Origin of the sequence: Paracoccus denitrificans (assembly GCF_900100045.1) — a bacterium.
GTDB lineage: Bacteria > Pseudomonadota > Alphaproteobacteria > Rhodobacterales > Rhodobacteraceae > Paracoccus > Paracoccus denitrificans.
The window spans coordinates 130164-152004 of record NZ_FNEA01000003.1; the positions used below are offsets into that span (position 1 = coordinate 130164).

The 21841-nt window shown below is 61.4% G+C and carries 19 protein-coding genes; 8 read left to right on the forward strand and 11 right to left on the reverse strand.

Annotated elements, in window-relative coordinates; genetic code table 11:
* Nucleotides 1–44 precede the first annotated feature (44 nt).
* Nucleotides 45–443: a cupin domain-containing protein gene (locus BLT64_RS03110; protein WP_011747763.1), complete on the reverse strand. Its 399-nt coding sequence runs from the start codon at nucleotides 441–443 to the stop codon at nucleotides 45–47.
* Nucleotides 440–817 carry a nuclear transport factor 2 family protein gene (locus BLT64_RS03115; RefSeq protein ID WP_011747762.1) on the reverse strand — a complete coding sequence of 126 codons (378 nt, stop codon included), beginning with the start codon at nucleotides 815–817 and terminating at the stop codon, nucleotides 440–442. Before BLT64_RS03115 ends, BLT64_RS03110 begins: the two co-directional genes overlap by 4 nt.
* 157 nt (nucleotides 818–974) lie before the next feature.
* Between BLT64_RS03115 and BLT64_RS26220 the strand changes: the two genes are divergently transcribed.
* Nucleotides 975–1223 (forward strand): hypothetical protein, encoded by a 249-nt coding sequence (locus BLT64_RS26220; protein ID WP_011747761.1) that lies wholly within the window; start codon nucleotides 975–977, stop codon nucleotides 1221–1223.
* Here the strand turns inward: BLT64_RS26220 and BLT64_RS03120 are convergent.
* Entirely contained in the window at nucleotides 1220–1681 is a 462-nt protein-coding gene (locus BLT64_RS03120; RefSeq protein WP_011747760.1) for a PaaI family thioesterase, read from the reverse strand. The genes BLT64_RS26220 and BLT64_RS03120 overlap by 4 nt on opposite strands.
* Nucleotides 1682–2174: 493 nt before the next feature.
* Between BLT64_RS03120 and BLT64_RS03125 the strand changes: the two genes are divergently transcribed.
* Both BLT64_RS03125 and BLT64_RS03130 read left to right on the forward strand, forming a co-directional pair.
* The gene (locus BLT64_RS03125) at nucleotides 2175–4409 is read left to right on the forward strand and encodes an ATP-dependent nuclease (protein ID WP_074810321.1); all 2235 of its coding nucleotides are present in this window, start codon (nucleotides 2175–2177) and stop codon (nucleotides 4407–4409) included.
* A complete protein-coding gene (locus BLT64_RS03130) occupies nucleotides 4406–6358 on the forward strand; it encodes a UvrD-helicase domain-containing protein (RefSeq protein WP_011747757.1) in 1953 nt (650 codons plus the stop codon). Before BLT64_RS03125 ends, BLT64_RS03130 begins: the two co-directional genes overlap by 4 nt.
* A gap of 199 nt (nucleotides 6359–6557) precedes the next feature.
* On the opposite strand, the gene pdxY is transcribed toward BLT64_RS03130, so the two are convergent.
* The 3 genes from pdxY to BLT64_RS03145 are packed head-to-tail and all read right to left on the reverse strand — an operon-like array spanning nucleotide 6558 to nucleotide 8775.
* Complete coding sequence (gene pdxY / locus BLT64_RS03135) at nucleotides 6558–7406, reverse strand: pyridoxal kinase (protein WP_011747756.1); 849 nt, start codon at nucleotides 7404–7406, stop codon at nucleotides 6558–6560.
* Nucleotides 7403–8083 (reverse strand): MOSC domain-containing protein, encoded by a 681-nt coding sequence (locus BLT64_RS03140; protein WP_074810324.1) that lies wholly within the window; start codon nucleotides 8081–8083, stop codon nucleotides 7403–7405. The genes pdxY and BLT64_RS03140 overlap by 4 nt, the downstream gene beginning before the upstream one ends.
* On the reverse strand, nucleotides 8080–8775 hold the full coding sequence (locus BLT64_RS03145) for a glutamine amidotransferase (RefSeq protein ID WP_011747754.1): 696 nt from the start codon (nucleotides 8773–8775) through the stop codon (nucleotides 8080–8082). Before BLT64_RS03145 ends, BLT64_RS03140 begins: the two co-directional genes overlap by 4 nt.
* A gap of 93 nt (nucleotides 8776–8868) precedes the next feature.
* Between BLT64_RS03145 and pdxR the strand changes: the two genes are divergently transcribed.
* Nucleotides 8869–10281 carry a MocR-like pyridoxine biosynthesis transcription factor PdxR gene (gene pdxR / locus BLT64_RS03150; protein WP_041529848.1) on the forward strand — a complete coding sequence of 471 codons (1413 nt, stop codon included), beginning with the start codon at nucleotides 8869–8871 and terminating at the stop codon, nucleotides 10279–10281.
* A 2-nt stretch (nucleotides 10282–10283) separates the two neighbouring features.
* Here the strand turns inward: pdxR and bioB are convergent, their stop codons facing one another.
* The 5 genes from bioB to BLT64_RS03175 form a co-directional block, all read right to left on the reverse strand.
* The gene (bioB, locus tag BLT64_RS03155) at nucleotides 10284–11258 is read right to left on the reverse strand and encodes a biotin synthase BioB (protein WP_011747752.1); all 975 of its coding nucleotides are present in this window, start codon (nucleotides 11256–11258) and stop codon (nucleotides 10284–10286) included.
* The gene (locus BLT64_RS03160; RefSeq protein ID WP_011747751.1) at nucleotides 11255–11812 is read right to left on the reverse strand and encodes a biotin transporter BioY; all 558 of its coding nucleotides are present in this window, start codon (nucleotides 11810–11812) and stop codon (nucleotides 11255–11257) included. Before BLT64_RS03160 ends, bioB begins: the two co-directional genes overlap by 4 nt.
* Before the next feature lie 84 nt (nucleotides 11813–11896).
* Nucleotides 11897–12565 carry a GntR family transcriptional regulator gene (locus BLT64_RS03165; protein WP_011747750.1) on the reverse strand — a complete coding sequence of 223 codons (669 nt, stop codon included), beginning with the start codon at nucleotides 12563–12565 and terminating at the stop codon, nucleotides 11897–11899.
* Between the two features lie 38 nt (nucleotides 12566–12603).
* On the reverse strand, nucleotides 12604–13116 hold the full coding sequence (locus tag BLT64_RS03170; protein ID WP_041529847.1) for a hypothetical protein: 513 nt from the start codon (nucleotides 13114–13116) through the stop codon (nucleotides 12604–12606).
* A 29-nt stretch (nucleotides 13117–13145) separates the two neighbouring features.
* A complete protein-coding gene (locus BLT64_RS03175) occupies nucleotides 13146–13739 on the reverse strand; it encodes a LysE family translocator (protein ID WP_011747748.1) in 594 nt (197 codons plus the stop codon).
* 166 nt (nucleotides 13740–13905) lie between these two features.
* Between BLT64_RS03175 and BLT64_RS03180 the strand changes: the two genes are divergently transcribed.
* The 4 genes from BLT64_RS03180 to BLT64_RS03195 all read left to right on the forward strand — a co-directional run bounded on the left by BLT64_RS03180 (nucleotide 13906) and on the right by BLT64_RS03195 (nucleotide 21724).
* The gene (locus tag BLT64_RS03180) at nucleotides 13906–14895 is read left to right on the forward strand and encodes a helix-turn-helix transcriptional regulator (RefSeq protein ID WP_011747747.1); all 990 of its coding nucleotides are present in this window, start codon (nucleotides 13906–13908) and stop codon (nucleotides 14893–14895) included.
* Between the two features lie 94 nt (nucleotides 14896–14989).
* Entirely contained in the window at nucleotides 14990–17131 is a 2142-nt protein-coding gene (locus tag BLT64_RS03185) for a TonB-dependent receptor (RefSeq protein ID WP_011747746.1), read from the forward strand.
* Complete coding sequence (locus tag BLT64_RS26225) at nucleotides 17103–18311, forward strand: MFS transporter (protein ID WP_128492933.1); 1209 nt, start codon at nucleotides 17103–17105, stop codon at nucleotides 18309–18311. Before BLT64_RS03185 ends, BLT64_RS26225 begins: the two co-directional genes overlap by 29 nt.
* Nucleotides 18308–21724 carry an ABC transporter ATP-binding protein gene (locus tag BLT64_RS03195; RefSeq protein ID WP_011747744.1) on the forward strand — a complete coding sequence of 1139 codons (3417 nt, stop codon included), beginning with the start codon at nucleotides 18308–18310 and terminating at the stop codon, nucleotides 21722–21724. Before BLT64_RS26225 ends, BLT64_RS03195 begins: the two co-directional genes overlap by 4 nt.
* The last annotated feature ends 117 nt before the right edge of the window (nucleotides 21725–21841 follow it).

A 21841-nucleotide genomic window follows, 5' to 3' on the forward strand; every position in this document is an offset into this window, starting at 1 on the left:
ATTGAGAAGGTCTCAACCGAGCGGGAGATTTTGTCAGGGGCGGGCTAGAGCCAATACATCGGATGGTGCGCTACATCCGTCGGGACGGCCGCATGGTCTTCGACCGGATACCGGTCGCCGGCCGTATCAGGGGCGGAGACGAGCAGGATGCGCAGGTCTTCGGGCCCGTTGTTCTGCACCAAATGTCCCAAGCCCGGGGGGATTTCCAGGGCCTCTCCCACCTTGGCCAAGAGGATACGACCCGGAACCTTGATCGTCAGTTCCCCGGCAAGGACATAGAAGATCTGGCGGGAGACCCGATGATAATGTGGTGCTTCGGCACCGCCGGGCGGCAGCCGCTCTTCGCGCAGCGAAAGTTCGGGGCGATCGACCAGTCTCCAGCCGTCACAGCCGTTCCCCCAGGGGTAATGGTTCGCGGCCGTCGCGCGCAGGGGGCCCGTCATTCCTCGGACCCGTAATAGGCTTCGCCCAAAAACTGGACGCCCTCGCGAAACCGCATGTGTTCGCAGGCATGCCTGACCCGACCGCCGGCTCGCGACACATAGAATACCGTCACGGATTGCGCCTCTTCGTCTACGGCGGTTCCGCTCAGTTCGAAATGAAGATCGGGCACGCGTGCCAGGGCGTCGGTCCAGTACTGCCGCAGGGCGTCCTTCCCAACGATCTGCGCGTTTCCCGCCACCTGCTTGGCGAGAGGGCTGATGAAGACGGCGTCTTCGGCGAACGGCGCGAGAACCGTCTCCACGTCATGCGCGTTCCAGGCGGCGATCCAATGCCTGGCATGGGTTTCAAGGTCGGTGCGGGAAAGTCTTGTCATTCTTCCGGTCTCCTTCTCCGTCCGCTTTCGCGGTCGCGCTGACTGTCATGCGGCAGTATGGCTGCTCGCAATTGAGGAATTTTCCGGAGGTCCTGAGGATTTCGCGGCGACAATCACAGAGAGGAATTCTCAATATTCGCTGAAGGATCCGAAATTTATGGCTCTGGGCACGGAGTGCATTCTCTGGGGGCAGACACCGGAGGTGACCATGAACCCGCGATTCACGGCAAATCCAACGCAAGAGCGCGACAAAGATGGTCTCGCATCAGGCCCGGCCCGGCTACCTCGCCGCTTTCGGGCCTTTTACCGCTTGAGCGACGCGGCGTTGGAAGATCTGGGATTGGATCGTCAAGATCTGCCGATCTTCAATCCTGTTCAGGCCATTCGCCGAGAAGACCTGTTCTAGCGCGAAGCGGGCAGGTCTGGCGTGTCATGCAAGCAGATCAGGGTTTGCATCCCCGTGGCGACATGTTTGCGGCGTTTTCCATCAACGCCCCATACATCGAGCTGGCAGATGGTCAGTGTGCGACCGTTCTTGATCACGCGGCCAACAGCCTCGAGATAATTTCCTTGCGCCGGGCTGATCAGGTTCAGTTTGAACTCGACCGTCAGGACTGAACTGCCTTCGGGGAAGAGGGTGAACCCAGCGTAACCGCCTGCGCTGTCGGCGATGGCCGATGTCCCGCCAGCATGGAAGTAGCCATGCTGCTGCGTGAGTTCTGGACGGAACGGCAGTCGCAACTTGACGATCCCCGCGCGCACCTCCGTTATCTCGACCCCGAGATGCGCCATAAGTCCCTGTCGCGCAAAGCTTTCGCGCGCTCGAATGATGATTTCCTCTGAAATTGGATCGCCGACCTGCATAGCTATTCCTCCACATCTTGGCCGGGGAAGTATGCATAAGGCGTAGGTCTCGGCGCGTGAGGAATTCTCAGTCTCAACTGAATGAACGGCGCCGGAGCATAGCGTTGTGCGGCCCTCGGCTGCCTAAGATTCGCGATCAGGGCCTGCAACAGTTCCATTGCCGTCACGGCTAGAGGCTCTGGCACAAAGGGCGGATTGCGGTCATTCCCCCTAAACGCATGAGAGCTCTTTTGCATCACAAGGCGTGGCATTCTGGAAGACGGCGCGACCAAAGACTACGCGCCAAAAGGCATTCGGCGCTGCGCCTCGAAGCTGATGAGGGGCCCACCACTCAACCTTCGACTTCGACCGCTCCCTTTGAGTGCGCGAAGCGAATAGCCCAACATGTGAGGATCGGCATGGGTCCTTGCGGTTGAGCACGGCTACAAACCCACAGGACAAGCATATATACAGGCGCCAGCGCAGCAATTCCTGCGATGGAGGCAACAACACCATGAAACTTAGACGCATTGAAGTCTTCAATTTTCGCAAATTGCGGCGCGCCCGTCTGGATATGTCGGACAAGCAGACGCTGCTCGTCGGGGCCAACAACAGCGGCAAGACATCGGCCATGAAGGCGCTGCGCAAATTCCTTAAGGATCGCGGCGGTATCGACACGCGTGATGTAACAGCCTCAAACTGGGCCGCAATTGAACAGATCGCGGGAGCCTGGACACAGGAGGTCGAGGTGGATCTCAGCCCGCTCCTGGCCCAGCTTCCGTTCATTGACGTCTGGCTCCATGCTGACACGTCAGAACTGCACCATGTCGCGCACCTAATCCCAACACTGACCTGGACTGGTGGCTTGCTGGGCGTGCGCCTACGCTTGGAGCCAAAGAGGGGGGCGGACATCAAGGCGCAGTACCTGGCCGCACGAGAGGCCGCTCAGACGCTGCAACCCGGCGGCGCAACGGCCAAAGGGTTCGCGCTTTGGCCACGTGACTTTCGAGAATTTCTAGACAAGCGCCTAAGGGACCTATTCGAGCTTAACGCCCATATTCTGGATCCCATGAGCTTCACCACGACAGGGCCGGTTGAGCCGCAGGCCCTGCCGGCCTTGTCGGAGGGGATCGGTTCGAACCCCTTTGCTGGACTCATCCACATTCGTGAGATCAACGCGCAACGCGGTTTCGCAGACGCAGGGGACAGTAATGGCGATGACGATGAACCGACGAACGCAACTAGCCGCAAGATTGCCAGCCAGATTCAGCCCTATTTCCGTAAACATATCGACCCCGAAAAGGACCCCACGCCGAACGACGTCAAAGCGCTCGAGGCAATCCATGATGCCGAAACCACCTTTAATGCCCGGCTCAAGGATGGTTTCGCTGATGCTATAAAGGAACTGGAAAGTCTCGGCTATCCCGGTGGGCTGAACAATCCGAAACTCTTCATAGCCACGCAGATCAAACCCGTCGATGGGCTCGATCACCCGGCTGCGGTGCAATACGATATCTCGGGCGACACATCTGGGGTGAAGTTGCCTGAAAGCTACAACGGCCTCGGCTTCCAGAACCTTATCTCCATGGTGTTTCAGCTAATGCGTTTCCGGGATGACTGGATGCAAGTAGGCAAGTTCAAATCGCAGTTAGTGACCCCAGACGACAAGGGTATCGAACCTCTGCAGCTGGTGCTAATCGAGGAACCGGAGGCGCATCTGCATGTTCAGGTACAGCAGGTCTTTATGGCTAGGGCCCACAAGGTGCTGCGCAACCATAAAGATCTGGAGAAGGAGGGCTCGGCCTTTACCACTCAGCTGGTCGTGAGCACCCATTCGGGCCATATTGCACATGCAGCCGCGTTTGAGGAGCTGCGTTACTTCAAGCGGGAGCTGCCAAGTCAAGGAGTTGTGCCCACGGCCAGTGTGGCGAATATGACTGGGCTCTTTGGTGCGGACAACGAAACCCATCGCTTCGTGACGCGCTATCTGCTGAGCACACATTTTGATCTATTCTTTGCCGACGCCATCATCGTAATCGAGGGTGCTGCGGAGCGGATTCTGCTGCCGCATCTGATCCAACATCACTACCCCGATTTGGCTGCAGCCTATCTATCCTTTTTAGAGCTTGGGGGCAGTCACGCGCATAGGCTGCGGCCTCTGATCGAGGCGCTGGAGGTGCCGACGCTGATCATCACCGATCTCGACGCGGTGGCAGAGGTCGACAAAGGCGGGAAGATCGTTAAAGAGTCGGTCCAGCCTTGCTGCGGGGCTGCTCAAACCACAGCCAACCACGTGCTAAAGACCTGGCTCCCCAAGCTGGCAGAGATTGATGAGTTGGTAGGCTCTCCCCCCACGGCTCTATGTCACACGGCCCCTGACCGCCCTATCGCCGTCAGCTATCAAACCCCGCAAAAAGTGACACTTGGCTCGGTGTCCACGAGCGTCACGCCCAGTACCTTCGAGGATGCTCTGGTCCTGACTAACCCGAAAGCCGTGACGGACGCCGCAGGAACAGGGTTCTCCTGCCTCATGACCCGTGCCTTTGCCAAATCCATTGCTGAGGCTCAGGCCCCTGAAGACCTCGCCAAGGCGCTCTTTGAAAGGTTGGCAAAAAGACCGGAAAAGGCCGCCTTCGCACTGGATCTTCTGTACATCAAAGATATCAAAGTGTTGCGCGCGCCGCCCTATATCAACACCGGCCTTACCTGGCTCGCGGGCCAACTGAAGGGCGTGGAGGGCGCAGCGTGACAGACGTGACCGACGCCACCCGCGACGCGGGCGCTGACGCGACGATTCGCGCGTGCCTGTCCCTTGATCAGCCGCGCAGCTTCTTTCTCTTTGCCGGGGCGGGATCTGGAAAGACGCGATCTCTCAAGGAGGCACTTGAGGGATTGGACACACAGACCCTGACCACCTTGCGCAAACACAGCCGCAAGATCGCCGTCATCACCTATACTAACGCCGCCGCAGATGAGATCACACGCCGCGTCAAGGCCGATCCGGTGTTTCAGGTACAGACCATCCACAGCTTCGCTTGGTCGCTCATTGAGGGGCGCACGGCGGATATTCGGGGCTGGCTAGAGAGCAACCTGCGGACAGAAATTGCCGAGATCCAGGCAGCCCACGCGAAGGGCCGTGCGGGCACCGACGCCCATGACAAACGCGAGAAGAAGATGGCCTCCAAGACGAAGCGTCTGGAGCGCCTGGCTGAAATTCGCGCCTTCACCTATGCACCCGAGGGGGACAATTTCGGCCGCGATGCGCTGCAACATACCGAAGTCATTGCGCTCGCCGCGCATTTCCTGACTGAAAGCGAGACGTTTCAGAACATCGTTCTGGCGCGCTACCCGTTCATCCTAATCGATGAGAGTCAGGACACGATGAAACCGCTGATGGAGGCGCTCTTGACCTTCGAGGCGCGCCATCGCGGCCGCATCGCCCTAGGGCTGCTCGGGGACACGATGCAGCGTATTTATACCGATGGTTTGCGCGATCTTGACCAACGAGTGGGGGATTTTTCGCAACCGGCCAAACAGATGAACCACCGCAGCCGCAAGCGGATCGTGGACCTGGCGAATTCGATCCGGCGCGACGATGATGGCCGCCAGCAGCGGGCGCGCGAAGACAAACCGGGTGGCACCGTGCGTGTCTTTATTGCGCCAAGCGACGGCACAGATCGCGCAGTCTTCGAGGCCTCCGCCCGTGCAGAAATGGCCCGCATCACCGGAGATTCCGCGTGGCAGAACGCGGAGGCGATCAAGACCCTCACGATCGAGCGTCACATGGCCGCCGCACGGCTTGGTTTCAGTGAGTTGTTTGAGCCCCTGAGCAAACCCGATAAGCTCAAGGACGGGTTTCGAGACGGCACCTTACCCGCGATGCGGCTTTTCACCCACCGGGTCTTGCCTCTGGTGACGGCACAAAGGAATGGGGATGCCTTTGCCGCGATGGCAGTGCTGCGCGACGGCTCACCGCTGGTCGATAAGAGAGGTATCCGGGAGGGGGGCGGGGGGCAGGCCACTGGCCTCGACGCGGCGCGGGCGGGCGTTGCGGCGCTGATGACGCTATTTAATGACGAACCAGATCCGAGTTGTGCCGACGTGTTGGCAGTCGTGGCCGAGCACCGGTTGTTCCCGATCCATGACCAGCTTCGGGCCTGTTTGCCTGACGACAATCTGGTGGCCCAGGACATGGCCGATATCCTTGCTGAGCTTGATCCCTTGTTTGACGAGCTGGACCTCACTACGCCCGAGGGCACACCACCCGCTGAAACCACCATCACTGAGGCCTGGACGCAGGCGCTTGAGGCCCGGTTTTCCCAAGTGGCGCGCTACCTCGCCTATGTCGAAGACCGCAGCCCCTATGGCACCCACCAAGGGGTCAAGGGGCTCGAATTTCCTCGGGTCATGGTGATCGCCGACGATGCACACACGCGCTTCAAAGGCCTTGCATCTTACGAGACGCTGTTTGGTGTGAAACCCTTAGGCCCAGCCGCCCAGAAAAAGGCGGACAACGGCGAGGAAACCACGATCGAGCGCACGCGCCGCTTGCTCTACGTCACCTGTACCCGCGCAGAAGAGAGTCTCGCGCTTGTGCTCTACTCCGAAGCCCCCGACACGATCCGAAGGTTTCTGATCTCCAACGGGTGGATGGCCGAGGACGAGATCGTGATAGCTGCGACTGACGGGACCCATTAAGTAGCTGCGCTGACTTGTTCAGAAATGACCGCTTTGGGCCGGAGGCGTAGATATTCAAGCGTGTAACATCCTTCTTTCGCTGAACAAATTCCCACCGGGTTGCATACGGGTTTTGGCAGTCCGTTCGCACCCTGAACGGGGCAGGTCAGGTGACTCTAAGCGCAGACTGATCAGGCGACGATATCCGCGTCACCCGGCCTCAGCCGGACTCAAGCGAAAGCAGCGCGCGACGAAATTCCGGCTCGCTTAGCACCACCTCGCCCGCACCAAGCGCTTCGGCGTGGCTGAGGGCGCGGGCGGTTAGGGTCTGGGCGGTCTCGATGGCGCGGGGCAGGGCAAGGCCCCGCCCGATGCCCGCGACCACAAGCCCAGCGAAGAGATCGCCGGTGCCGGGCAGGGCGATCGGCAGGCGCTTGGTCGGGTGGCGGCTGAGGTCTTCGGGACCCAAGAGCACCGTCTCTAGTTGCCCGGGGCCGGTGTCGTCGAGCACGCAGCCGGTGGCGATCAGATGCGCTTCGGGCGCGATGTGCAGCGCCTCGCGCGCGGCCTGAAGATCCGCCAGAGTGCGGATCTGCTGCCCGGTGAGCCAGGCGAGTTCGAAGGGGTTCGGCGTGGCGATGTCGGCCATCGGCAGCAACCGGTCGCGCATTACGCCAGCGATGGCTTCGGGGACATAGAGGCCGGGACCGGTGTCGCCCATCACCGGGTCGCAGATGTACCGCAGGCTCGGGTTCGCGACCTTCGCTTCGGCCACGAAATCCGCCACCATCTCGGCCACGTCGAGCGAGCCGATATAACCGGTAAGGATATAATCCGCCCGCTCGGGCAGGCCGCGTTCGCGCGCGCCTTGCAGCAGGTCGGAAAAGAACTCGGGCGGCAGGGTGCGGCCGCGCAGGGTCGGGTAGTCGGGTGTGTTCGAGAAGACCACCGTGGGGATCGCCGCCACCTCGAGGCCTGCCGCCTGCATCGGGAAGAGCGCCGCGGAATTGCCGACATGGCCTAAGACTACCTGGCTTTGGATCGAAATGAGGAAAGGGGGGCGTTTCATGCGGTGCCGTCCAGTCTTGCGCTCCAGTCCTCGACCCGGTGGCTTTCCAACCGCCTGACCGCATATTTGCGCCAGCCCTCAGCCAGGACATCGAGAGCGGCGATGCCTTCAAGTTCAACCAGGTTCATCCGGTCCACATAGAGAGCGTGCCAGAGCCGTCGCAAAGTCCAGTCCGGGGCCAGACGGCCGATCAGCTCCAGCCGGTCGCCGGGCGCGACTGTGCCGGTCTGGAGCACCCGATAATACCATCCAGTGCGTCCCGTCTGCTGCACGCGTCGCGCCATGTCGGCCACGCCGAAGCGGTGGTTGAGCTTCCAGCAGGGCTGGCGCCCCTGCGAGACCTGGATCAGCGCGCCGCCCAGCCGAAATGTATCGCCGACGGCGACCTCCTCTTCGGTGAGCCCGGCGGTCGAGATATTCTCGCCGAACCCGCCGGGAGCGGTCAGCGCCTGAAGGTCACCGAGTTCCGCGCGCCAGTCGCTGTAATGATCGAGCGGATAATGATGTACGGCCTTCTCGATGCCGCCATGCACCCGCCGGTCGGCCTGTTCGTCGCCTTCGAACCCCTCGGGGCCAAGCCTCAGCGGGTGGGTAACCGCCGTCTTGCCGATCCCGCTCAGCGTGTCGCATCCGGGCAGGGGAGCGGCGCGACCTGTCAGGAGCGTGGCGGGCCTCATTCATCCAACCCCCGCAGCCATTGTTTCAGCATGGCCTGACCGGCGGTCCGCAGGGCCGGGCCATGTGCCCTGGCGTCCTGCCGGAGCGCCTCCGGGGCAATCCCCGCTTGCGCCAGTTCGGCGCTATGGCCGATCAGCCAGCGTTCGAAATCCGGCAGCATCCCGGCCTCGGGGTGGAATTGCAGGCCGAGAATATTGCGGCCCCGGGCGAAGCCCTGTGTTTCGCAGGCGGGGGTCGCGGCGAGGCGCTCGGCTCCGGCAGGCAGTTCGAAGCCCTCGCCATGCCAGTGCAGCATCGGAATGTCCGAGAGGTGGACAAGCGGGCTGGCCCGGCCGGTCGCGGTTAGGGTCAGAGGCGCGAAGCCGATCTCCTTTTCGGCAATGGGCGCGACCCGGGCGCCGAGGGCTGCGGCCATGAGCTGTGCGCCGAGGCAAAGGCCAAGGGTTGGGCGATCCGCCGCCAGCCTCATGGCCAGCCAGTTCCGCTCCTCTGTCATGCAAGGATAGGCGGCGCCGCCATTCACGCCGATCGGGCCACCCAGCACCACGACCAGGTCCGGTTCCAGCGGATCGGGCAGTGGGTCCACAGCCGCCTCAATGTCTTGCAGCTGATAGCCGGCGTCCCTCAGAACCGGGGCAAAGGACCCGAGGTCTTCAAAGGCCATGTGGCGCAGAATCAGGGCGGATTTCATCGTGGAAGCCTCTTGCGTTTTTCGCCTCTGTGGCAAAACACTGGCCTATGCAAAAGTGCCAGTATGAATGATTGGGATAGGCCGGTTTTCGACATGCGCGAGCCTCTTGCCCTCGAGATGGAGCCGGGCCACGACGGCCCGCTTTTCCTCGCCATTGCCGAGGCGATCACCCGTGACATCACCCGCGGACGCCTGAAGCCCGGAGCGCGGCTGCCTGGCACGCGGGCGCTGGCGCGCGAGCTGGGGGTCCATCGCAATACGGTGGATGCCGCCTATCAGGAGCTGCTGACCCAGGGCTGGCTGCACGCGGAACCGGCGCGAGGCACCTTCGTGGCGCAGGATCTGCCGCAGGGGATGCTGGTCCGCAGACCCGTGCCCACGCCGATGGACCCGGTGGCGCCACGCGCGGGGCTCGCGTTTAGCGACGGCGCGCCGGACCCCAAGCTGGTGCCCGACAAAGCGCTGGCCCGGGCCTTTCGCCGGGCGCTGCTGTCGCCGGTCTTCCGCGCCGGGGCGGATTACGGCGATGCGCGCGGCACGTCCTCGCTGCGCGAGGCACTGGCAGGCTATCTCGCCACGGACCGGGGCGTAGTTGCGGAGCCGTCGCGGCTGCTGATCGCGCGGGGCAGCCAGATGGCGCTGTTCCTGGCTGTACGGGCGGCGCTGTCGCCGGGCGAGGTCATTGCCGTCGAGGAACCGGGCTATCCGCTGGCCTGGGAAGCGTTCCGCGCAGCCGGGGCAGAGGTGCGGGGCGTGCCGGTGGATGGCGGCGGCCTGCGTATCGACGCGTTGGAGGCTGTGCTGGCTCGCGATCCGCGCATCCGGGCGGTCTATGTCACGCCGCATCACCAATACCCGACCACGGTGACCATGGGCGCGGCGCGGCGGTTGCAACTGCTGGAGCTGGCGCAGCGCCAGGGGGTCACGCTGATCGAGGACGACTATGACCACGAGTACCGCTTCGAGGGCCGCCCGGTGCTGCCGCTCGCCGCCCGCGCGCCCGAAGACCTGCCGCTGATCTACGTGGGCTCCCTGTCCAAGCTGCTCTCGCCGGGCATCCGGCTGGGCTATGCGCTGGCGCCCGAGCCGTTGTTGACCCGCATGGCCGAGGCGCGGGCCGCCATCGACCGGCAGGGCGACGCGCCGCTGGAGGCGGCGCTGGCGGAACTGATCCGTGACGGCGATCTCGGCCGCCACGCTCGCAAGGCGCGGCGGGTCTACCGGGCGCGGCGGGATCTGCTGGCGGCGCTGCTGGGGGAGCATCTGGCCGGGCGGGCGACATTCGATCTGCCCGCCGGGGGCCTTGCGCTGTGGCTGCGTTGCGAGGGGAGATCCGCCGATGATTGGGCCAAGGCCGCTGGGCAAGCGGGGCTGACCCTACTGCCGGGTATGCGCTTTGCGCTGGAGGGCCCGGCGCCGCAGGCCTTCCGTCTGGGCTATGCGGCGCTGGACGAAGGGCAGATCGCCCGGGCGGTGGAGATCCTCGCCCAGAGCGTTCCGGGCTGACCCTATTCCGCCGCGACCCGGGGCCGCGCCTGCGCGGGGGCGATATGCATGCCCAGACGGGACAGCAGGTCCTGGTCCTTCCACGCCGCCGGGTTGCCGGTGGTCAGCAACTGGTCGCCCACGAAGATCGAGTTCGCGCCGGCGAGGAAGCACAGTGCCTGCAACTCGTCGCTCATCCCCGTGCGCCCTGCCGAAAGCCGCACCACCGAGGCAGGCATCAGGATGCGGGCCAGCGCCACGATGCGCACCAGCGCGAAGGGATCGACGGCCTGGGCCCGCGCCTGCACCGGCACGCCCTCGATTTCGTTCCACAGGTTCACCGGCACGCTGTCGGGATGCGCGGGGAGCGTCGCCAGCGTCACCAGCATGGCGATGCGGTCCTCTTCGGCCTCGCCCATGCCCAAGATGCCGCCACAGCAGACCTTGATGCCGCCCTTGCGGACCTGTTCGACGGTATCGAGACGGTTCTCCATCGTGCGGGTGCTGGCGATCTGCGCGTAGTATTCGGGCGAGGTGTCGATGTTGTGGTTGTAGAAGTCGAGGCCCGCCGCCTTCAGCCGCGCGACCTGTTCGGGCGACAGCATCCCCAGCGTCATGCAGGTCTCGAGCCCCAGCTCGGCCACCCCCCGCACCATGTCGCAGAGCTTGTCCATGTCGCGGTCCTTGGGGCTGCGCCAGGCGGCTCCCATGCAGAACCTCTGAGCGCCGGAGGCCTTGGCGCGCCTGGCGGCGGCCAGAACCTCCTCGGTTCCCATCAGCTTGGTGGCCTTCACCCCGGTGTCGTGATGGGCGGATTGCGAGCAATAGCCGCAATCCTCAGGGCAGCCGCCGGTCTTGATGCTGAGCAGGCTCGCGGTTTCGATCGCGTTGGGGTCGAAATGCGCGCGGTGCAGGGTCTGGGCGCGGTGCATGAGATCGGCGAAGGGCAGGGCGTGGATCGCCCAGGCCTCCGCCATGGTCCAGTCGGTGCGGATCATGACGCGCGGGTCCGGAGGCGGGCGATGGCCGCGATGAGGCCCGAGGCCAAAGCCAGCTTGACCAGATCGCCGAGCAGGAAGGGCGTGAGACCCGCGGCCAGCAGACCCTGCGCCGGGACATAGTGCGCCAGCCAGGCGAGGCCGAGGGCATAGACCACGGCCAGGCCCGCCAGCATCGCCAGGAAGCGCCCGATCAACCCGCGCCGCTGCGCCAGCCAGCCGGTCAGGCCCGCGCCCAGCAGATAGCCCGCCAGATAGCCGCCGGTCGGCCCGACCATATAGGCCAGCCCGATGCCGCGTTCCGGGGTGCCGGAGAATACCGGCAACCCCAGGGCGCCCGCCGCAAGATAGGCCGCCATTGCCGCAAAGCCGAGCCTCGGCCCGAGCGTGGCGGCGAGGAAGAACACCGCCAGGGTGTGCAGCGTCATCGGCACTGGCCAGAACGGGATCTGGATCTTGGCGCCCAGCGTGATCAGCGCCGCGCCGCCGAGCGCCAGCGCGAGCCTGCGTCCGAGCGCGGCGGGACGGGTCAGAGAGGGGGTGAGAAATGCCATGGGTCTGTCCTCCGAAGATAGGTATCGAGTCTATCTATAATTACGAAGGCTTTGCGTGGTGCTGGCAATTAGGTTTATAGATAATTATCCGGGAATCTCGTAAGTCTCTCGCAAATCGGCATTTTTCACGGCAGTCTTGCGCTTGCCGATCCAGCCGACATGGCGCGCGAGCGTGGCGCAGGCGAGGTCGGTCTGCCCCTTGCGCAGAGCGTCGAGAATGGCGCGGTGGTCGTGATCCGTGCGCGCCTCCCAGTCGCGCCGCCATGCGGCAAAGAGGAACCGGGCGCTGGCGGCCTGCAGGTCGTCGATCGTCCGCAGCAGACGCGGCATCCGGCAGGGGGACAGGATGATCCGGTGAAAATGGCGGTTTGCTGCCTCCCAGTCACGGACGGTACTGGCATTGTCGCCGTGGCGCGTAACCTCTTCTGCTTCCTGTAGAATAGCGCGTGTCATATTGGGCGAGGCGTGGCGCAGGGCGAGGCTTTCGAGGCTGGAGCGCATCTCGGCCACCTCGCGCAGTTCGGCCACGTCGAATTCGGTGACGCGAAAGCCGCGCCGGGGCTGGCTCTCTGCCAGACCCTGGGTCTGCAGCTCACGAAAGGCCTCGCGTACCGGGACGTGGCTGGCGCCGAACTCGGCGGCGATGTGGTCCTGCCTGAGCCGCGCGCCGGGCGGAATCTCGCCCGAGATGATACGGTCGGCAAGGACGCGGGCGATGCGGGCGGACTGGGTCTCTTCAGGGGCGTGTTTCATGAATTATAGATAATTCATGCTGCACCGCCCGTCGACAGTTAAGATGTGTTTTGCGGCTCTTCTGTCATCGTCGCCTTCTTGTAGGACCTGGCAAGCCTCTGGAGGCTCAGGCAGCCCTTGGTTGCAACGTTGGGAAGTCGCAATTCGTAAAGATCAGCGGGTTCCGCACGTCTTCCCTCTTTCGGAGGACGGCCGACACATCGGAAGGTCAGGATCGTCCGCCAGCCCCCGAGAACGTGCCAACTTGCTCTGACGTCGATATCTCTCCATGGGATGATCGCCTCGGGATCTATGGCGTTCATGAGGATGCCCTGCGTTGTGAATGTCAGTATCGGGCCTTTTCGTCGTCCGTACTTCCAATGCAGGAGGACGGGCGCAAACCCCAGTGGCGCGGCCAATGTCAGAAATGCCACCTCAGATGCCCTGCCGTCGACGCCGGGCTCCAGAATAAGAGACATCGCCACCGCGAGAGCTGGAACGAGGAGGAGCCCGGCCATCAGCCAGAACCCGGCAAGCCGAAAATACGACAGCCAGATCTCCAGATCAGGCATCGAATGCGCTTGGCGTGCCTTGTCCACCTTCAGAGCCAGAACATGAGGCACGTTGCCGATGCGAGCGCCGCTAGGGTTCGGTTTGCGCGCCTGAGGCTGGTCGGACTCGAAAGGTGGCGCCGCAGAGCGGATCCCATGGCAGACCAGACGGCCATGCACGGGGTGCCGATCAATGCGAAAGCCAAGCAAATGATCAGCAATTGAGGAACAACCGCCTGCTCGGGCTGCAGAAATGCCGACACGGCGGTGAGCGCGATCAGCCAAGATTTCGGATTGATGAACTGGAACAGCAGCGCCTGAGAAAACGAGATCGGGGTGGCATTAGGTGATTGCGCCAGCGCATCGGCTTTCCAAAGCTTCAGGGCGAGCCAGAGCAGATAGAACGTCCCAGCCACCTTGAGTGCCAACTGGATACTGGGAAACTGTGCGAAAAGGCTGCTGAGACCGGCGGCCACGAGCAGGATCTGGGAGATCACACCGGTCGGAATGCCAACGATCTGCGGTATGGTGCTCCGGAAGCCAAATACCAGTCCCGCGTTTGCGAGAAGCATGTTGTTTGGTCCCGGGGTGATCGACATGACAAAGGCATAGAGCGCCAGCGCCCCGATCGTCGCAATCTGCATTTTCCGCGTCCTCTGATCCTCCCAACGACACGATGATCGAGCGTTCTGCCAGACAAGGCGATTGAGAAGTTCTCAACGAAGCGTGAGCGTCCAAAAGCAAATATGGGAGCTCTGCTCCCGGCGGCGTGCGGTTGCTCTTGGTTCTCAATGTTGCTACTCGAAGGCCATGACCTGTCTCGCCCCCTCTAATCTCGGGGGCGGCTTCCGCCACAGCGATCTGGAACGCGCCGCCGAGGCGCTCTCGATGCGGCTTCAGCCCCAGGATACCGCCCTGACGACGATGAATGGCCCTGTGATGCAAGGCCGGATGCTGCTGCACGAGGTACAGCCGGGTTTGCACGCGACTGGCTATGACATGAAGTTTGAAGTCGATCTGCCCTTGGTCGAGGAGATCGAGGAGGATGTGATCCTCTGCAGCACACTCGTCTCGGGTGAGAGTGAGCCGATGGTCATCGACGGGCACGAAATCACTTTTTCGACTGGCGGATCACGTCTCATTTTCGTCCCAAAACACCGCGTCTGCATTGGGTCATGCGTCGCAGGCACTCAGGGAGCCGTCGCGGGTTTCTCACTACGGCGCGCCTGGCTTGATCAGTTTGCGGATGATGATGGCACACTCGACCCTCTCCGCCAGATGTTCGAGGACGGAGTTGGAAGCCGTGTCCTGAGAGAGGGGGGGCCATTGCGTGCTCTCGCCGGGCAGATGCTATCACAGGACTATCTCGGCGCTCTCGGACGCATCAACATTGAGAGTGCAGTGTTGGCGTCGTTGGTGGCAGTGACCGGTGTACTCACAGCCGACATGCGAGTTCCGCCTGGCATGAGCCGACGCCAGTTGCGCCGAGTTGAGGACGCCCGCGATATCCTTGCTGCGAGATTGGCAAATCCGCCGAGTATGGAGGAGCTTTGCCGATGTGTGGGAGTCAACCCCACGACGTTGCGCGCGCAGTTCAAGGCGACGTTTGGCACGACGGTTTTTGGTTGGTTGCGCGATCGCCGGCTCGAAGTCGCTCGAGTGATGCTGGCGGAGGGAGAGCATTCGGTCACAGAGATCGGTTGGCGTGTCGGGTTCTCTAATCCTGGCGCCTTTGCGACGGCTTATCGTCGGCGTTTCGGTTATCCTCCTACTGCCGAACGCAACCGTCCCGCTGGATAGCTGCGCCACGGAGAAGAACTTCTCCGCCGCGCAAAAGTCTGACGAGGAGACATATGGCATATCCGGGCGAAATCGACCCCGGGGACATACCGCCATGAAGATTCGCATTGCTCTTTTGACTTCCGTTTTGATCCTGCCGCCGATTTCCGTCGGTGCTCAAGTACAAGACGATGGAAGCTTCCTTCTGGGCACGATCCATATCCAGGCTCGCAAGCGGGATGAACTAGCCTTCGAGATCCCAGTCGCGGCGACGATACGGGAAGGCGCGGATCTAGAATTTGGGTCATTGGATCCCGGCGTGGATCTGGCGCGCACTACGCCGAATTTCAACTATGTAGACTTTGCCGTTCCCGGAAACTCGTTTGGTTCGGTGCGGGGTATCGGGCCATTGGGAAGCCCTTTAAATTCGCTCGACAATACAATTGGGTTTTCCACGAACGGGGTGCCGACAACCTCATTCGGATTCTCTCCTACACTCTTCGATGTCGAGCAGGCCGAGGTCTTGAGGGGGCCGCAGGGAACACTTTTCGGACGAAACGCACTGGGTGGTGCGGTGAATATCGTTACGAGGCGGGCCGATGGTGTGCCGGAGTTCATCGTCGGAACGGAGGTTGGAGAAGATGGCCTGCGAACGCTCGATCTCGCTGCTGGCGGCTGGGTTGTTCCCGATTTGGTGGCTGGACGTGTGGCGCTCCGTTTCCAGGAGTTTGATGGTGATATTCCGAACGGGGTTGCGGGTGGAAAGGACGGGGACGCAAGTATCGCGGCTGGACGTATCTCACTTGCCTTCGACCCTGATGGACCTTTAAGCGCGGACCTCGTTCTGGGCCGGGATCGCGACAGGCGAAATAATCCAATATATTTGTGGGCAGAACATCCCGACTTTCCCGTTAGCGGATCGGACATGGTGCAGGTCGGCGAGCGCGTGATTGATCATATCAGTTTGAGCGTCCAACGCGAGTTCGAGGGGTTCACCTTTCACTCCGTCACGGGATTTCAGGATATCGCGGTCACAACCATCACCGATGATACGGATTCGTTCCTGTATTCGAGGTATTTATCGGACTACGGAATGCCGATGTCACCAGGTGCATTTTCCGATCCGGATGAAGACTGGGGAATCGTTTATGAAGGCGAGCGTGTCTTCAGTCAGGAATTTCGGCTGAATTCTCCTGAAGGAGCGCCAGTTGAGTGGGTGGCGGGACTGTCCTACTTCCGCTCCCAATACGACATGGATCGAACGCAGCAGAGCAATTACTCCCCGTCTCTGAACGGACATTACGACACCACGATCACCAGTCAGACACTGGCGGTCTTCGGAGACATTTCCGCGCCTGTCAGTGACCGACTGACCTTCTCGGCAGGCCTGCGGGCCGCGCGCGATCGCCAGACCTTCGACACGACCTATGTCTCGAATGGCGCTCCGGGCACGGTGCCAGGGCATCGGCAAAGCGGGAGTTTCGAAGATGACTACGTCACTGGCCGCGTTGCAGTAGACTGGCGCTGGAACGATGAATGGATGAGTTATGCCTCGATTTCCAGGGGGTATGCTTCTGGTGGATTCGAACGTTATTCCTTGAACGCCTATATGGGACTGGACACGCCTCCCTTCCGGCCATCCACTTCTTGGGCTTATGAACTGGGCACGAAAGCCGAGCTTTTGGACGGCCGGCTCAGCCTGTCGGGCGCACTGTTCTACAACAATGTCGCGGACGGACAGCTGACGGCATTCGACGCGGCCACAATGAGCTTCGCGTTCGATAATCAGGATTACCGAAGCTATGGAGCCGAGCTCGAGTTTCGTGCGGAGTTGACGCCTCATGTGGCGCTTCGAGGGGGTGTCGGTTGGACGAGAACGCGCTTGGTCGATGTCCCGAACGGGGTCACCACTGGCGCGATGAATGGCAACAGGGTTCCGAATATGCCCGAGCTTACCGCAAGTCTTGGGCTGGACCTTCGCTATCCTCTGGGCCGAGGTGAGGCAATTGCCTCTCTGGATGTGTCGCATGTCGGAGGACGTATGGCTGACATTGGCAATAGCTGGGAAATCCCTTCGTACACGGTGGCGGATCTCCGAGTCGGTTGGGAACGAGACGGGATGGAACTCTACGCCTTTGCCCGCAATTTGACTGATGAACGGCCTATCTACTTCTCGTCCACGTTCTCGCCAAACGCACATAGCGCAATTGTTGGCCGCGGGCGCGTCCTTGGCCTTGGCGCAACCTGGCGGTGGTGACGAAGTGGAGGACGTATCGGGTGTGTCTCGGCGGCTCTCTACGCCGGAATTGGGCGCGATCTTCTCGCTGAACCTAGTGCAAGGGGTGCCGGCGTACTTCTTCACAGTAGCGCTACCTGTTTTGCTGAGGGATTCAGGAGCTTCACTGGAAGTCATTGGAATGGCCTATGTGGTTTGGCTTCCGTGGGCGTTGAAGTGGTTGTGGGCGCCGATTTTCGACAGCAGGCCCCAAATTCGATATTTAGTGCTTCGGTTCAGTCCCGGATTGTTGGCAGCCGTCTTTCTCTCTTTGATCAGGTTTGCCCCACTCGGAACAACTGCACCGCTATTGCTGCTTGCAGCCTTGGCTGCCTGCGCCGGTGCATCTCTACAAATTGCGCTTGCGGCAGAGGTGATCGGACGCGCCGATGATGGCGGACGGGCGGTAGCCAATACGCTTCAGGTGATCGGTATGACGACAGGAGGTGTTCTGGGCGGTGCCGTACTGTTGTGGCTAGCATCCCGGATCGGCTGGGTCCCTGCGATCCTGTCCGGCTCTGCGCTGATCCTTGTTCTCGGCACGACAGCCTTCCTGATCCGTCCGGTACGGACGTTGCCGGGCCCTCGGATTGCGCCTTGGAGGTCACTGCGAAGCAGTAGGGTGATCGGCCTCGTGCTTCTCGTCGGACTTTCGGCCGCGGCGGATGGTTTTCTGGGTGCGAGGCTTCTCGATTCCGGACATGATGCGGTCGAGGTCGGTTGGTATCTGGGCGCTTTCGCCATGCTGGCCATGCTTCCCGCGGCAACTGGTGCGGGGGCGTTGCTCCGCCGTGTAGGCGCCTTGGCTACGCTGCGGTCGTTGCTCTTGCTGAAGGCTGCGCTACTGGTGATGTTGACGCTGTTCCCGTCTCATCCGTTGGTGAGCATTGCCTTGGCGGTAGTTTGCTTCGCAGCCAGCGCCTCAGTGATGACTGCGACGTGGCAAATCTACATGTCGTCGGTTCAGCCGACCGCTGCAGCGAGCGGCTTCGCCTTGCTGACCTCTCTCGAGGCGATGGTTCTCATGTTTGGCGGTATGGCCGCAGGTCAGGTTGCGGCTCGATCGGGGTATTCCCCGATCTTTTATGCTGCTGCTCTCGCTGCCGTCCTGGGGGCTGCAGTTTCACCCCTCTTGCTGTCTGACAGGGAGGTTGCCCCATGATTGTTGGACTGCTTGCTGGCTATCGTTCCGTTCTGGTGCTTTCCGCCATTTTGTCGATCTTCGGAACGGGCCTCGGGTTGGTACCGTATCTCGCCGCCTGGAGGATTGCAGTGGCGATTCAAGGGGCAGGGATCGACGCCGGAGAACTTGTGTACTGGACGGTGCTCGCGGTGTGTGCGCTGATCACCAAGGCATTGCTGCAGGCTGGGGCGACGACGTTGTCGCATGTGGCAGCCTATCGCATCCTTTATCAACTGCGGCATCGTCTAGTCGAGAAACTGGCACGAGTGCCGCTTGGCGTTTTGTCAGGAACTACCTCCGGCCATCTTCGAAAGATCGTCATGGAGGATGTCGAGCAGATTGAAGAAGGCATTGCTCACGCGATCCCGGACTTGGCCGCAGGACTTTCGGTTCCGATCCTATCTGGGGTTCTTCTCCTTTGGGTGGACTGGCGCATGGGTATCGCAGCAGTGGCCATGTTTCCATTGCTGCTTGGGGTCTATCTTCTCACCTTGCGTGCGACGCGGCCGCATTTGGCTGCCTATGTCGGGGCGATCTCAAACTTGCGTTCTATTTCGGTCCAGTATGTTCGCGGAATCAGGGAGATCCGGACGTTTCTGCACACTGGCACAATTCTCGAGGAGCTCCACGACGCACTGGATCGGATGGCGCGCGTCGGTCAGTCCTTTGCCTTGTCGAGCCTCACGCCAATGGCGATCCTCTATGCCGGCCTTCGGGCTAATGTTCTTGTGTTGATCCCCGTCGGAGCCTTTCTGTACCTGTCGGATGAAATCTCCGTCACTGACCTCACACTCTTTCTGTTATTGGGGTTGGGGATCAACGCGCCACTGCTGAAGGTCGTCTTTTCGGCAGGTAACTTCTTTTGGAAGCTGAAAGGGGCAAGCGCGCAGATCTCCACAATCTTTGAAACCGAGGAGCTTCCTCAGCCCGAGTATCCACAGAGACCCGACGGCTACGACATTAGCTTTCAGGATGTGTCGCTATCTATGGACGGGAACGCCATTTTGTCGCGGGTATCGGTCACGATTCCGGCAGGCACGACCCTTGCTCTCGTCGGGCCGTCCGGTGCGGGCAAGTCGACTTTGGCGCGTTTGTTGATGCGATCTCGTGATCCTGATCTGGGGCGCATCCTGATCGGAGGCTGCGATCTCCGCCAGATGGAAGATCGACATCTCGAAGGTATGGTCAGCGCGGTGCTGCAAGACGCCTGGCTCATGAATGCGACAATCTATGAAAATATCCTTTCCGGGCGCCCCACCGCGTCTCGCAAAGAAGTCGAGGCCGCCGCCCGTGCCGCAAGGGTGACGGAGTTCTCAGCTGATTTGTCCTTTTTTGTTGGCGAGGGGGGACGCAGCCTCTCAGGCGGGCAGCGACAACGTGTGGCTATCGCCCGTGCCATTCTGCGCTCTACACCGATCGTCGTGTTGGATGAAGCGACAGCGGCTTTGGATCCCGACAATGAACAGGCGGTGCGGGAAGCTCTGGCCGAACTGGCGCATGGAAGAACGGTTCTCGTGATCGCGCATCGCCTAGACACCATACGCAATGCCGACCAGATAGCTTTTGTAGAGGCAGGTGAGATCTCCGACCTTGGAAGCCATAGCGACCTTCTGCAGCGGTCCTCCGGTTACCGACGGTTGTGGAAGGAATATGATTCAGTCGAAGGCTGGCATCTTGAACCGGGCGCTGTTCGATCATTGCCTACTGTCGTGCAGAGGCCTGGCCAAGCCTATCAGGAGCCTGGGATCCCTTCGGGAATGGTCGCACGTTTCATGCACCTCGCGGGCCCGGGACGTCGTACACTGATGTCCAAGGCTCTGCCCATGCTCGCGCTTGAAGGGGCCGTGGCCGGAGCGCCAGTGATCGCAGTGTGGTTGGTGCTCGATCGCGTTTTGGCCGGTGATCTTACCCGGCCTTTCGCGGTCGCGGCTTCGGGTTTCGTCGCGCTGTGCATACTCATGTTCGTTTTTGCCAATAGGCTTTCGCACCGGGTGTTGTGGCAGGTCCAAAGCACCGCTGTATCGGCCCTGCAGGCACGCATTGCCCGACAGATGCGTCAGATACCACTGGGTGACGTGATTGCTCGCGATACCGGTTCGCTGGAAGCGCTTATGTCGCAGCATTCTGCAGCGATCAACTTTGTCACGCCTCCTGCTCTGGCGATGCGGGCCATGGTCGGTCCGCTTCTCAGCGCGATTGTTCTTTTCTTTCTGGATTGGCGATTGGCCCTCTTGACCTGTGCGATGGTGCCCGCGTTCGGTGTGGTAATGGTGTTCGCTGACAGGGTGAACGCTCGGATGCTGCAGCGACTGGTTGTTTCGAATGAGATGCTCTCTGCTCGCCTGTTGGACTATATTCAGGGCTTGCCAACCTTGCGCAGCCTCGGCCTCTCCCAAGCATATGGCCCTGTGGAGGACGCCCTGGAGACGCACAGACGCATCTCACTGTCCACGGTAACGGCGCTGATGCCGATCGTTACGGCAGGGTGGATATTCCTGGACGCGGGCTTCGTGATCTTGCTCGCCGGCGGTGGCTGGATGGTCCTGCATGAACTCATGGAAGCATCGACGTTCCTGCTCTTTCTCGTGGTAAGTTTGGTGTTCTATGCGCCACTGACTGATGCGTTCGACTTGTCGTCGCAATTGCGCCTCCTGCAAAAGTCCATGTCGCGAGTGGGGGAATTTCTTGCGATCGCCCCTCTTCCCGAACCCGAAACGCCAAAGTTACCCGTTTCTCTGGATCTTCGTTTTCAAGACGTTCATTTTTCTTACGGCGATAAGCCGGTCTTGAGTGGCATCAATCTTGATTTCCCGGCGGGGAAAATTCACGCGCTTTGCGGTCCGTCGGGATCCGGAAAATCGACTATTCTCGACCTGATTGCGCGTTTCTGGGACGTCCAGAAGGGGCATGTCACGATTGGAGGCGTGGACATTCGAGACATTGCGCCAGAATTGCGCAGCGCCATGGTCGCAGTGGTTTTCCAGGACAGCTACCTCTTCGATATGAGCGTCGCGCGAAATCTGCGGTTAGCCAGGGCCGGCGCAAGCGATGAAGAATTGTACGCTGCTGCTCAGGCGGCCTGTTGTCATGACTTCATCATGGCGTTGCCGAAGGGATATGAGACCGTCATAGGCGAAGGTGGAGCAAAGCTCTCCGGCGGTGAACGTCAGCGCATTGCTCTTGCGCGGGCCTTCCTGAAGGATGCTCCGATCATTTTGCTGGATGAGGCGGCGGCGTCCGTCGATCCCGAGACAGAGAGCCATATGCGTCAAGGGCTAGCCAAACTATGCGCCGGTCGAACCGTGATTATGATCGCACATCGGCCAAGTACGATGCGTCAAGTCGATCAGAGGATAGAGATGAAGGACGTGCTTGGTCGCGACGACCGCTGACTTGATGCGAAGATTGCAAGAGCACCAACGTGATGTTTTCCCAGGTGCACAGTTAGTGCAGGCGATGCTTGGTCCAATAGTTGGCGGGGCAGGTGGGGCCGAAAGGGGCCGCCAGGC